Annotated in this window: 10 protein-coding genes; 4 read left to right on the top strand and 6 right to left on the bottom strand. The window is 73.6% G+C overall.

Going from position 1 to position 12128, the window contains the following annotated elements; genetic code table 11:
* Window positions 1-18: 18 nt before the first annotated feature.
* Window positions 19-1215 carry a PucR family transcriptional regulator gene (locus ACZ3YO_RS00065; RefSeq protein ID WP_465564114.1) on the bottom strand — a complete coding sequence of 399 codons (1197 nt, stop codon included), beginning with the start codon at window positions 1213-1215 and terminating at the stop codon, window positions 19-21.
* 207 nt (window positions 1216-1422) lie between these two features.
* Here ACZ3YO_RS00065 and ACZ3YO_RS00070 point away from each other — a divergent pair, with 207 nt between their 5' ends.
* Window positions 1423-2199 carry a pirin family protein gene (locus ACZ3YO_RS00070; RefSeq protein WP_465562784.1) on the top strand — a complete coding sequence of 259 codons (777 nt, stop codon included), beginning with the start codon at window positions 1423-1425 and terminating at the stop codon, window positions 2197-2199.
* Between the two features lie 34 nt (window positions 2200-2233).
* Here the strand turns inward: ACZ3YO_RS00070 and ACZ3YO_RS00075 are convergent, their stop codons facing one another.
* Window positions 2234-3067 (bottom strand): serine hydrolase domain-containing protein, encoded by an 834-nt coding sequence (locus ACZ3YO_RS00075; protein WP_465562787.1) that lies wholly within the window; start codon window positions 3065-3067, stop codon window positions 2234-2236.
* Window positions 3068-3208: 141 nt separating this feature from the next.
* Between ACZ3YO_RS00075 and ACZ3YO_RS00080 the strand changes: the two genes are divergently transcribed.
* The 3 genes from ACZ3YO_RS00080 (at window position 3209) to ACZ3YO_RS00090 (ending at window position 5845) form a co-directional block, all read left to right on the top strand.
* A complete protein-coding gene (locus tag ACZ3YO_RS00080) occupies window positions 3209-3697 on the top strand; it encodes a MerR family transcriptional regulator (protein ID WP_465562789.1) in 489 nt (162 codons plus the stop codon).
* The gene (locus ACZ3YO_RS00085) at window positions 3694-4707 is read left to right on the top strand and encodes an aldo/keto reductase (RefSeq protein ID WP_465562792.1); all 1014 of its coding nucleotides are present in this window, start codon (window positions 3694-3696) and stop codon (window positions 4705-4707) included. Before ACZ3YO_RS00080 ends, ACZ3YO_RS00085 begins: the two co-directional genes overlap by 4 nt.
* Window positions 4708-4870: 163 nt before the next feature.
* Window positions 4871-5845 carry a helix-turn-helix transcriptional regulator gene (locus ACZ3YO_RS00090; RefSeq protein ID WP_465545288.1) on the top strand — a complete coding sequence of 325 codons (975 nt, stop codon included), beginning with the start codon at window positions 4871-4873 and terminating at the stop codon, window positions 5843-5845.
* Between the two features lie 13 nt (window positions 5846-5858).
* On the opposite strand, the gene ACZ3YO_RS00095 is transcribed toward ACZ3YO_RS00090, so the two are convergent.
* The 4 genes from ACZ3YO_RS00095 to ACZ3YO_RS00110 form a co-directional block, all read right to left on the bottom strand.
* Window positions 5859-7016, bottom strand: a complete 1158-nt coding sequence (locus ACZ3YO_RS00095; RefSeq protein WP_465562795.1) for an alpha/beta hydrolase — start codon at window positions 7014-7016, stop codon at window positions 5859-5861.
* A 234-nt stretch (window positions 7017-7250) separates the two neighbouring features.
* Entirely contained in the window at window positions 7251-7598 is a 348-nt protein-coding gene (locus ACZ3YO_RS00100) for an MmcQ/YjbR family DNA-binding protein (protein ID WP_396319612.1), read from the bottom strand.
* 145 nt (window positions 7599-7743) lie between these two features.
* Complete coding sequence (locus tag ACZ3YO_RS00105; RefSeq protein ID WP_465562799.1) at window positions 7744-10032, bottom strand: Dyp-type peroxidase; 2289 nt, start codon at window positions 10030-10032, stop codon at window positions 7744-7746.
* A gap of 33 nt (window positions 10033-10065) precedes the next feature.
* Window positions 10066-12009 carry a galactose oxidase-like domain-containing protein gene (locus ACZ3YO_RS00110; protein ID WP_465562802.1) on the bottom strand — a complete coding sequence of 648 codons (1944 nt, stop codon included), beginning with the start codon at window positions 12007-12009 and terminating at the stop codon, window positions 10066-10068.
* Between the last annotated feature and the right edge of the window lie 119 nt (window positions 12010-12128).

A 12128-nucleotide genomic window follows, 5' to 3' on the forward strand; every position in this document is an offset into this window, starting at 1 on the left:
AAGTTCCCTACATCGGGCTCAGCTCGGCTCCCCGGCGGCCGTGAGTCGTCCCAGCGCCAGTGCGATACGCAGCGTGAACGCCGAACGTACGTCGGATGGAGCGTAGCCCGTGACGTCTGTCACACGTCGGAGCCGGTAGCGCACCGTGTTGGGGTGGACGAAGAGCATCCGGGCGGCTCCCTCCAACGAGGAGGCCTGCTCCAGGTAGACACTCAAGGTCTCCAGCAGTGCCGAGCCGGCCTCGTCCAGCGGTGTGTAGATCTCCTCCACCAGCTGACGGCGCGCCGCCTGGTCGCCGGCGAGCGCCCGTTCGGGCAGCAGGTCGTCGGCCAGCACCGGGCGGGGCGCGTCCGGCCAGGCGGCGCAGGCCCGCAGGCCGGCCGCGGCGGCGTGCGCCGAGCGGGTCGCCGACAGCAGGTCGGGCACGGTCGGGCCGACCACCACCGGGCCCGGCGCGAACTGGCCGATCAGCGCCCGGGCCGCGTGCACCGGCTCCTTGTCGCCGCCGACCACCACCACCAGGCGCTTGCCCAGCACCCCGGTCAGCACGTGCAGCTTGGCGTACCGGGCGGCCCGGCGGATCGCCTCCACCACCAGCTCGCTGTCGCCGTCGGGGGCGCTGCCCATCACCACCCGGACCTGGCTCGGCTGGCCCCAGCCGAGCGCGGCGGCCCGGGAGAGCACGCCCTCGTCGGCGTCGCCGGAGAGCAGCGAGTTGACGACCAGCGCCTCCAGCCGGGCGTCCCAGGCGCCGCGCGCCTCGGCCGCCTGGGCGTACACCTGGGCGGTGGCGAAGGCGATCTCACGGGCGTAGACCAGCACGGACTCGCGCATGTCGGCCTCGTCACCGGGGGCGGCCACCTCCTCGATGGCCTCCTCCATCACCTCGATCGTGGTGCGGATCAGCTCGACGGTCTGGCGCAGGGTGATGGCCCGGGTCAGCTCGCGCGGCGCGGTGCCGAAGACGTCGGTGGAGATCGCCTGCGGGGCGTCGGGGTGGCGGTACCACTCGGTGAAGGCGGCGATACCGGCCTGGGCGACCAGACCGATCCAGGAGCGGTGCTCCGGCGGCATCCGCCGGTACCAGCCGAGCTGGTCGTCCATCCGCGCGATCGCGGCGGTGGCCAGCTTGCCGGCGGACTTCTCCAGCCGCTTCAGCGTCGCGGCCCGGCGCTCGGCCCGCTCGGCGGCGAGTCTGCGCTCCTGCGCGGTCAGACGCGGCGCAGCGCGGCCGGGCCGGTCGCGGCCGGCCCCGGGGGCCGGGCCCTTCCCGTCCTGGTGGGGCTGGGCGGTGGGATCGCTCTTGGAGTTCGCGGATGCGGCTGGCACAAGGACAAGACTGCCTCACCGGAGTGACTGCTCGTGCACAGCCCCCGGCGGAGCGGCACGGTGGCAGCCGTCACACCGGCTACCGTGGGGCCCGTGACCGACGCCCCCGCCCGCCCCCGCGCCGACCTGCGCCGTACCGCGGAGCGCTACCTCTCCGCCCCGGCCGAGGGCATCGAGACCAGACACGCGTTCTCCTTCTCCGGCCACTACGACCCGAGGAACACGCACTTCGGCGCGCTGCTCGCGTGCAACGAGGAACGGCTCGCCCCCGGCTCCGGGTTCGACGAGCACAAGCACCGGGACACCGAGATCGTCACCTGGGTGCTGGAGGGCGCGCTGGCCCACCGGGACTCCCACGGCCACGGCGGCGTCGTCCGTCCGGGCATGGTCCAGCACCTGAGCGCGGGCTCCGGCGTCACCCACACCGAACGCAACGTCGGCGGCGCCGAAGGGCCGGTCCGCTTCGTCCAGATGTGGCTCCAGCCGGACGTGTTCGACGCGCCCCCGGCGTACGGGCTGCGCCGGGTGGAACCGGCGGACGGCGGGTTGACACTGCTCGCCTCCGGGCTGGACCGGGACGCCGGCACCGACGCGCTGCGGCTGCGCCGCAGCGACGCCGCGCTCTGGCTGGCCACCGCCGGGCCGTGGCAGCCGCTGCCCGAACTCCCGGCCGCCGCCTGGCGGTACGCGCACCTGACGGCCGGTTCGCTGGGCTACCGCACGGTGCCCGGACCGCAGGGCGGCGGGCGCTCGATGGCGCCCGGCGACAGCGTCCGGATCACCGGCGGGGCCTTCGCCGACCCGACGGCCGGCGAGACCGGCGCCGAGCTGCTGCTCTGGGAGATGCACTCGCCGGTGTCGTACGGCTGACAGGCCCTGCCCGGGCGGGGAGTCCGGCTCCTTCTCAGGAGGGGAGGCCGGCCAGCACCGCGTCACTGAGCGCCGGCCAGACCTCCGCGGCCCACGGCCCGAAGTCCCGGTCGGTGAGCGCGACGCAGGCCACGCCGGCCTCGGGGTCCACCCAGAGGAAGGTGCCGGACTGGCCGAAGTGGCCGAAGGTGGCGGGGGAGTTGGCCGTCCCCGTCCAGTGCGGCGCCTTGCCGTCCCGGATCTCGAAGCCGAGGCCCCAGTCGTTCGGCCGGCGGTGGCCGAAGCCCGGCAGCACGCCGCTGGTGCCCGGGAAGGCGACCTCGCGGGTGGCCGCGCGGACGGTGGACGGGTCCAGCAGCTCGGGCGACTGCAGCTCGGCCGCGAACAGCGCGAGGTCCGCCACCGTGGAGAGGCCGCCGGCCCCGGCGGGGGACTTGTGCGCGGTGTTGATCAGCGTGGAGCGCATGCCGAGCGGCTCGAACACGGCCTCGGCGGCGTACCGGCCGAACTCGATGCCCGAGGCCTGCTGGAGGGTCTGCGCCAGCACGTCGAAGCCGGCGTTGGAGTAGAGCCTGCGGTTGCCCGGCTCGGCCATCACCCGGTGCTCGTCGAAGGCCAGGCCCGAGGTGTGCGCCAGCAGGTGGCGGACGGTGGAGCCCTCCGGCCCGGCCGGGTCGTCCAGTTCGAAGACGCCCTCCTCGACCGCGACCAGCACGGCGTACGAGGTCAGCAGCTTGGTCACCGACGCCAGGGGGAACAGGTGGTCCTGCGGGCCGTGCCCGCCCAGCACCGCGCCGTCCGCACCCCGCACCACGGCCGCCGCGGCGTGGGGCACCGGCCAGGTCTCGATCATCCGCAAGCTCTCCATGCGCCCGACTCTAACGGGACGGTGCGAGCCGGTTGGCGGGACCACCCGGGTGGCAGGCTTGCTTGGAGTGCACTCCAACTCATTAGCGTCGTACCGACCCACCACCGCGTGGGCCACCGCACACCACTGGGGGTTCCGGTCATGGCAATGCTCACGCCGATCAAGGTCGATCTGCGGACGTGTTCCGACGTGTTCAACACACCGCTCGGCGAGCCGGACCGCACCCCCCGGCACAGCATCAGCGAAGTGGCGGCGGCCAGCGGACTGACCGCCCACACCCTGCGCTGGTACGAGCGGATCGGCCTGCTCGACCCGGTCGGCCGGTCCGCCTCCGGCCAGCGCCGCTACCGCGACGCCGACCTGCACCGGCTGGCCTTCCTGGGCCGGCTGCGGCTGACCGGCATGACGGTGGCCGACATGCTCCGCTACGTCGAACTGGCCCGCCGTGGTGAGCAGACCCTCGAGGACCGGCGCGACCTGCTGGTCGCCCACCGGGACGAGGTCCGGCAGCGGATCGCCGACCTCCACGCAACCCTCGCCGTCATCGACTACAAGATCGATCTCTACGCCGGCAAGATCGCCGACCGCGGCGAACCGGCGGACCGCCCGCAGAGGAAGCAGAGCGCATGAGTCTCCCCACCCTCCCCACCGCCCAGCTCGGCACCGACGGTCCGGTCGTGGGTGTCCAGGGCCTCGGTTGCATGGGCATGAGCGAGTTCTACGGCCCGACCGACACCTCCGAGGCACTCGCCACCCTGGACGCCGCGCTGGAGGGCGGCGTGACCCTGTTCGACACCGCGGACGCCTACGGGTTCGGCCGCAACGAGGAGCTGATCGGCCCCTTCGTCCGCGCCAACCGCGACCGGGTGGTGGTCGCCACCAAGTTCGCCTTCGAGCGGAAGCAGGACGACCCGGCCCACCGCGGCGTCCGCAACGACCCGGCGTACATCCGCGCCGCCGTGGACGCCTCGCTGCGCCGGCTCGGCGTGGACGTGATCGACCTCTACTACATGCACCGCCGCGACCCGGCCGTGCCGATCGCCGAGTCGGTGGGCACGATGGCCGAGCTGGTGGCGGCCGGCAAGGTGCGCCACCTGGGGCTCTCGGAGGTGACCGGCGCCGAGCTGCGCGAGGCGTACGCGGTGCACCCGATCGCGGCCCTGCAGTCCGAGTGGTCGGTCTTCGCCCGGGACGTCGAGCGCTCGGCGGTGCCGGCCGCCGCCGAGCTGGGTGTCGCCTTCGTGCCGTACTCGCCGCTCGGGCGCGGCTTCCTGACCGGCTCCTTCGCCGCCGCCGAGGAGCTGGCCGAGGACGACGTGCGCCGTACCCAGCCCCGGTTCCGCGGGGCCAACGCCGCGGCCAACCTGGTGCTGGTCGAGCCGATCCGGGAGATCGCGGCGGCCCGCGGGATCACCGCCGCCCAGGTGGCGCTCGCCTGGGTGCACCAGCGGGCCGAGGTCCACGGTCTGACCGTCGTGCCGATCCCCGGCACCCGCAGGCGCGGCCGGCTCGCCGAGAACACCGCGGCCGCCACGCTCCGCCTGACCGCCGAGGAGCTGGCCGTCCTGGAGCCGATCTCCGGCCAGGTGGCCGGCGACCGCTACCCGGACATGACGTTCACCTCGGTCGGCCGCGAATAGCGGCGGCCCCGGGGGCGGCCCGCCGGCCCGCACCCGGCCGTGGCCCGCACCCGGCCGCGGCCCGCACCCGGCCGTGGCCCGGTCACGGAAGGGGTTTCCCTCCCGGAGGCAATCTCCCGGTAAAGCTGACAACGGGCGTCAGGGTTTCTGCGATCCTTCCGGCATGAAGGCCGACCGCCTGCTCTCGATCCTGCTGCTGCTCCAGACCCGCGGCCGGGTGTCCGCCACCGAACTGGCGGACCGCCTGGAGGTGTCGGTCCGCACCATCTACCGCGATGTGGAGTCGCTCTCCGCGGCCGGCGTCCCGGTCTACACCGAGCGCGGCCGGCACGGCGGGATCGCGCTGCTGCCCGGCTACCGCACCGACGTCAGCGGCCTCACCGCGGACGAGGCGCGCGCCCTCTTCGTGCTCTCCGCCCAGGGCGCGCACAGCGACCTCGGGCTCGACGGCGCACTCGGCTCCGCGCTGCGCAAGGTGATGGCCGCGCTGCCCGCCCCGCACCGCCCGGCCGCGGAGCGGATCAGCGAACGCGTCCTGGTCGACCCGGCGCGCTGGCTCCAGCCCGGCGCGCCCGCGGGCCCCGACCTCGGCGAGTTGCAGCACGCCGTCTTCGCCGACCGCCGGCTGCGACTGCGCTACCGGCACAGCGGCACGCCGGCCCCGGTCGAGTACACCGTCGACCCGTACGGCCTCGTCTCCAAGGCCTCGGTCTGGTACCTGGTGGCCGATCTACGCGGCGAGCCCCGGCTGTTCCGGGCCGATCGGGTGGTCACCGCCGAGGCCGCCGAGGAGCCGGTGCGCCGCCGCCCGGGGGTCGGGCTGGGCGAGGCCTGGGCGGTGCTGCGCGAGCAGGTCGAGCGGCCGCCGAAGGAGGTGCCGGTGAAGGTCCGGGTGCGGCGCGGTCGGGTGGACATCTTCGTCCGGATCCACGGCGCCCGGCTCACCTCGCCCCCGCCGCCCGACGCGGGGACCGGGGCCCCCGAGGAGTGGGTGGAGCTGGCGCTGGGGTTCCAGGCGCTGCCGTCGGTCCGCGCCCTGCTCTCCTTCGGCGCGGACGCCGAGGTGCTCTCGCCGCCGGCGGCCCGCCGGGAGCTGGCCCGGGCGGCCGCCGAGGCCGCCCGGCTCTACCGGGACTGACGACCCGCGAGTCTCACGCGTCCGCGGCCGGGCGGACCACGTCCTGGTAGTGGCCGAGGGAGATGGCCGCGAAGTTGTGCAGGCTGTCGGTGCCCTCGGTGAAGTAGCCGTTGTGGCCGGAGGAGCGGGCCGACGAGATCTGCTCGGCGCCGAAGTCGGCCGAGGTCGGGTCGGCGCCGTGGCCGAGCCCGCCGACCTCCAGGTAGGGCACGTTGCCGATCCAGTCGCTGCCGTTGCGGGTCGCCCAGACGTGGACGCCGGTGCCCAGCTCGGAGGTGCTCTGCACGCCCATGCCGGGACTGCCGAACACCATCAGGTCGGTGACGCCGGAGGTGTCGGACGGCGAGGCGGCCGCCCGCGGGATGTCGGGCGCGGCGGTGCCGCAGACCACCGAACCGTAGGAGTGGCAGAGCAGGGACGGCGGGACGTCCGGCCGGGTGGTCTCCTTGAGTCCGGCGAGCAGCCGCTCCAGCCGGGGTGCGCCGAAGTCGGCGAGCCGGGAGGTGACGGCGTCCGGGCCGAGGCCGGAGGGCGTGACGTAGCCGGTCCAGGCGATCACCGCGGTGCGGGTGCCGGGCGCCTGCCGCCGCTCCTCGGCGTACAGCGCGCGGGCCATCCCGGCGGGGGAGCGCAGCGGTTCGACGGCCTGGTCGAAGTGGCCGAGGTCGGCGTCCGAGCCGGGGACGACGACGGAGATCCGGTCGGCGTCCGTGAGGTCGCCCCAGACCTCGCTGACCAGTCCGCGGCCGCGCGGGTCGAAGGCGAGGACCTGGCGCTCGGGGGCCAGCAGGTGGTCGACGTCGTTGGCCCGGGAGACGGCCAGCGCCCGCAGGTCGGAGTCGAGGTTCCGGTCGGCGGCGCGGGCCCGGGCGCGGTCGCGTTCGGCGGTGAGCGCGATCCGGTTGGCCCGGTAGCGCAGCTCGACCGGGGCGCCGTCGAAGTTGCCGACCACCAGCGGGTAGTCCTGGATCAGCCGGTCCAGTTCGGTGGGCGCCAGCGAGGCGAAGAACTCGGCGGCGGCGGCCGGTGTGGTGGTGGCCGGGTCGGGCAGGCTGCGGTCGAAGGAGTGGTCCTGGACCCAGGCGCTGCTGCCGGCCGGGGGCGTGGAGATCGCCAGCTGTTCGGTGGAGGCGGCGGCCTGGGCCGCGGCGGCGCCGGCATCGGCGAGCACGGCACACCCTGCGAAGGCACCGATCAGTACACGCTTCCACCGCCGACGGCGCATCGCGTCAACTCCCTTGGGGCCCGTGACCGTTCCACGGGCGGGGCCCGGAGGGTGGTACGCCTGCCAACTTCGACTGCTGTTCCCTGCGCAAGCCTAGGGCGCCCGGCGGAATGCCGGGGCGCCTCAAACTGTGGGATGGATCACATGAACCGGAGGTATCCGGCCGGCGTCACGGAGGTCTCAGCGGGCGGTGTCCGCGTCGAACTCCCTGACCAGCCGCTTCGGCGCGGTCAGCCGCCAGGCCTCGGTGAGGAGGTCCCGCAGCTCCTCGGGGTCGACCCGGTCGAGCCGGACGCCGACCCAGCCGTGCCGGCCGACGTACTTGGGGTAGGAGAACACCTCGGGCTCGGCCGCGAGCAGCTCGGTCTGGTCCTCCCGGGAGGCCTTGACGCTGACGGTCTCGCCGTCCGGGGAGCCCATCGCGAAGATCTTCGTACGGACCCTCAGGGTCTCGATCTCCCAGGTGGGCTGCTGCTCGGCCTCGGGCAGGGCGAGTGCCATCGCCCGGAAATCGTCGAACGTCACCATGGCGGCAGCCTAGGGCGTGCCCGCGCGGGTACGCCCCCGCCCCCGGTGCGTGGCGCGTACCGGGGGCGGGGGTCTTCCGGGCGAGCGGCTCCGCCGGCCGGGGATCCCCGGCCGGCGGAGCGTCGGGGATCTGCGGCGGGAGGGCTCAGAGCAGCGAGTTCCAGGCGTCGCAGGAGCGGTCGCCGGCGATCTGGCGGTCGGGGTGGCCGCTGCCGTCGGAGACCGAGATCCGGCGGTAGTTCTCGCCGTGGAACACCCAGTACTCGCTCTTCCCGCCGACCCGCTGGCAGTCGGGCACCGGCAGGAAGCAGTTCACCGCGGAGACCCCGTTGAGGGAGCCCCACTGGGAGAGCTCGCGGTCGGTGCGCTCGCAGATGTCGGTGTGGGCGGCGCCGTCGGCGATCGAGATCAGCCGGTACTGCTGGCGGCCTCCGGTGGTGTGGAACACCCAGTACCAGCTCTTGCCGCCGACCCGCTGCTGGTCCGGCACCGGGAGGAAGCAGTCCACCCGGCCGACGCCGCCGAGCGACGCCCAGGCCGTCAGGTCGCGGTCGGGGCGCTCCAGCGCGCCGCTGTGGTTGCTGCCGCAGGTGATCGAGACGGCGCGGTACTGCTGCTTGCCGCCGGTGCTGTGGAACACCCAGTACCAGCTCTTGCCACCGGGGTTCTGCAGGTCGGGCATGGGCAGCACGCAGTCGATCCGGCCGATGCCCTGGACGCACGCGTGGTCGCCGAGCCGGCCGTCACCCTTGACGGTGCGGTCGGTGTGCGCGGAGCCGTCGGCCACCGAGATCTTCCGGTACCGGTCGCCGTGGCAGGCCCAGAACTGGCTCTGCCCGCCCTTGCGCCACTGGTCCGGCACGGCGACGAAATCGTCGGCCGGGTACGCCCTGCCGGGCTGCGGGGTGGTCTGGCCGCCCTGCTGGCCCTGCGACTGCCCGGTGAGCCGTCCTTCGGCGAGCGCCTTCAGGGTGCTGATGGACGGTGCGAACGCGTACACCGAGCCCTGTGTCTGGACGAACTGCTGGAAGCTCAGCGGGGTGTGCTTGATCGCGCCGTCCGGGCCGCGGCTCTCGAAGTCGACGTTGTCGGCCTCCTGCGTCACCGGGTCCTTGCCGGGCTGCGGGTTGCGGCCGGGCGGGAAGTCCGGCTCGTCCATCCAGTCGGCCTGGATGAACTCGAACTGCCGGGCGATGTCGGCCTGGTAGCAGACGAAGAGCAGGCCGCGCGGGTCGTCCGGGCCGCCGGGGCCCTCGGAGGCCGGGTCGAACGGGTGCCCGTAGGGGGCGCCGCGCCGCATGATCCGCCGGCCGTCCAGCTCCTTGGCGTCGAAGGGGGGCCGGCTCGGGTTGGGGGCCTGAAGGCCGGCGCGGGGGCTGGTCTTGCGCAGGTGCGAGAAGAGCGGGGTGGCCAGGCCCTCCAGGTCGTCCCGGAAGTCGAAGTCGTTGTCGGAGGAGGCGCTCGGGTTGTTCGGGACGTCCCGGTCCTGGTGCTTGCAGACCGGAGCACCGGAGCGCCAGCGGCCGACCAGCCGGGCGGCCAGCCACTCGGCGGTGGCGGTCTCCGGGACGGCCTTGGCCTGCTTCAGCTCCTTGAGCTTGACCGAGACCTGCGACCACCAGCCGGGGACGTCCTGGGCGAGGCGGCGGACCACCTGGAAGGAGCCGTTGCGGGCCCACTCGGGGAAGTCGGTGAAGCTGCCGGGGGCGGGCTGCTCGCCGACGACGAACTCGCCGGCCGGGATGATCCGGGTGCCGGGGTGGTTCTCGACCTCCTCCTGGTTGTCCGGGTTCGGCCGGTCGAAGAAGCGGACGCCGGGCTCGCTGATGCCGTCCTTGAAGCCGAAGTGCTCCTTGCCGCGGCGGCTGCCGAGCAGGGTCTTCGCGTTCTGCTGGAAGATGATCACGATCTTGGCCTCGGCGGCGGCCTCGCGCTGGGCGGTGACGGCGGCGGCGAGGTCCGCCTCGGTGTCCGAGGCGATCGTCAGCACCGCGTGCACGGGCTGGTTCTTGCCGTTGCCGAAGAGCCAGTTCTCCGGCGAGTTGTCGCCGGTGTCGCCGAGCGCGCCGGCGCGTTTGGCCGAGCCCTCCTTGAACGCCTCCAGACCGCTGCCGGGCGGCGGGGCCATCTCGAACGGGTCGGTCGCGGAGAGCTGGCGCATGCCCTCGTAGGTGAGGCTGACGCCCAGCCAGGTGGCCTTGAGCGTCTTGGGGTCGTCGCCGCCCGAGGACTTCCGGGCGTCGCTGAACGCCTCGTTGAAGTCGGCGACCTGGCGGGTGGTGGCGATCTGCGGGGCCAGCACGCGCAGCCAGCTGCGGGCCCGGGCCGCGTCCTCGAACTTCAGGAACAGCAGCGTGACGTTGTCCTTCTTGAAGCCGGCGACGACGTCGCCCTGGATCTCGTCGCTCGTGCGCAGTCTCAGATCCGTTGCCATGGGGTTCCTCCGGGTGGGGATGGGTGAGGGGGATCAGGCCGAGGAGCTGAGCTGTACCCACTGCGCGACGCTGGGCACGCCCTGGTCGTTGAGCAGGAAGAGCATGTACCAGCCGGGCGGCGCGGCCTTGGCGTCCGGCGGCGCCTGGAGCTCCAGCCGGTTGCCGGCCCGGCTGCTGAGCCGCAGTTCGATGTGGCGCTGGCTGGTGTTGACCGAGTGGGTGGAGGTGGTCGGCGCCAGCAGGACGGCCTTGGACGCGCGCTCCGGGGTCGAGGTGCTGACCAGGAAGTTCTTGTCGTAGCCGACGGGTGTGGTGGGGGCCCGGTCGAGCGAGGGGCGGTTGCCCTGGTGGAGGTAGGCGGGCTCGTAGATCTCGATGGTGCCGTTCATGGTGACGGGGCCCGTCGTGCCGGGGATGCCGCTCACCGTGCCGTTGATGTCCGGGTTGTTGGCGAGCTGCTGGAGCTCGTCGCCGGTCACCATGACGCGGCCGTCCGGCAGCACCACGGCGTTGGAGTGGTAGCCGCGCGGCAGCCGCTGGACCGGGCCGAGCTTCCAGTTGCCCTGGGCGTCGCGCAGCTCGATCTGGCGGTACTTGAGGTCGGCGTTCGGGTTGTAGGGGCCGTTGCCGTAGTCGCGGATGTCGTACGCGCCGTTGACGGTCATCAGCTTGCCGTCGGGCAGCAGGATGGTGTCGTCCTGGGTGCGGCCGAACGCCCGCGACTTCTCGGCGGTCCAACTGCCGTTGGAGAAGCGCAGGGTGCTCGGGTTGTCCCGGTCGCCGCCGAGGACCAGCGCGGAGTCCGGGCCGTTCGGGCCGCTCGGCAGCATGACGGCCGAGCCGTAGTTGCGCTTGCGGCCGTCCGGGCGGGCCGCCAGGTCGCTGCGGGATTCGGCGACCGGGTCGAACTTCCACTGCTCGTCGGCCTGGCGGCCGAAGCCGTAGATGTTGCCGTCGTTGAGCGAGAACAGGTGCGGGTAGTCCAGGGTGAACGGGGCGTCGGCCTTGAACCGGTCCACCGGGGTGTTCTTCGGGATCTCGGTCTTGAGCGAGGGCACCGGGTGACCCTTGGCGGGGAAGCGCTCGACCACCGGGGTCGGGGTGCCCCAGCCCAGCTCGGACTGGCCGGACATGATCAGCTGCCGGCCGTCGGCGCCGGTGACCACGGACGGGTACCAGCGGCCCACCGACATGTCCGGGTTCCTGGTCCAGGTCTCGGTCCACGGGTCGAAGATCAGCGAGAGCTTGGCGCCGGTGCCGCCGTTGCCGCCCAGGTTGCCGCCGAAGACGCCGAGCATGCCGTTGGGCAGGAACGAGTGGCCGGAGCAGAAGAACGGGGCGGGGCGGGGCTCGTTCAGCCCGTCCGGCATGTCGACGACCGGCGGGGTGACCTCCTTGAAGGCGTCCTCGCCGTAGCCCTTCGCCGGGTCCCACAGGTAGGCCCGGCCGGCGTTCTCCTTGCCGGTGGTCTGGGTCGGCGCGGGCTCCTTCTCCGGGTTGGTCTCGATCCGCTCGAAGGAGAACACCAGTACCTTGCCGGTCGGCAGCAGTGCGATGTGGTCGCCGAAGTCGGGCGAGGAGAAGTACTGGTTGAACGCGCCGAAGACGGTCGGGTCGAAGCCGGCGTTGGTGGTGGTCTGGGAGTCCGTCAGCGCCTTGAGCCGGTTGGTCCGGGTGGTCTGCGGGTAGTCGCCGATGCCGCGGACGGCCGCCCGCATGCGGGCGTGCTCCTCGGCGTGCTCCTGGCCGAGCGCCGCGACCTCGTCGTCCCGCATCTCGGCCAGTACCCGGGGCGAGGTGACGTGTGGGGCCAGGTCGTCGTCGGCGCCGCCGTGGCCGGGGACCAGGGCGACGGCCGGCGCGGTGGCGGCCAGGACGGTACCGGTGGTCAGCGCGCAGACCAGGGCGGTGGCGACGGCGGACAGCCGGCGGCGGGCCCGCGGCCGGTGCGGCGGCCGCGGTGGGGACAGGGACATGGGGCTCCTCGTGAGGGGGAACGTCGGGAGAAGGGCCGGCGGGCGCGGGGCGGACGGGCCGTGGGCGGGCGCGGGCGCAGAGGCGGTTGCCGACCGTCACAGGACATCACAGTGCGTGG

The organism is Kitasatospora sp. NPDC022785 (assembly GCF_055561295.1).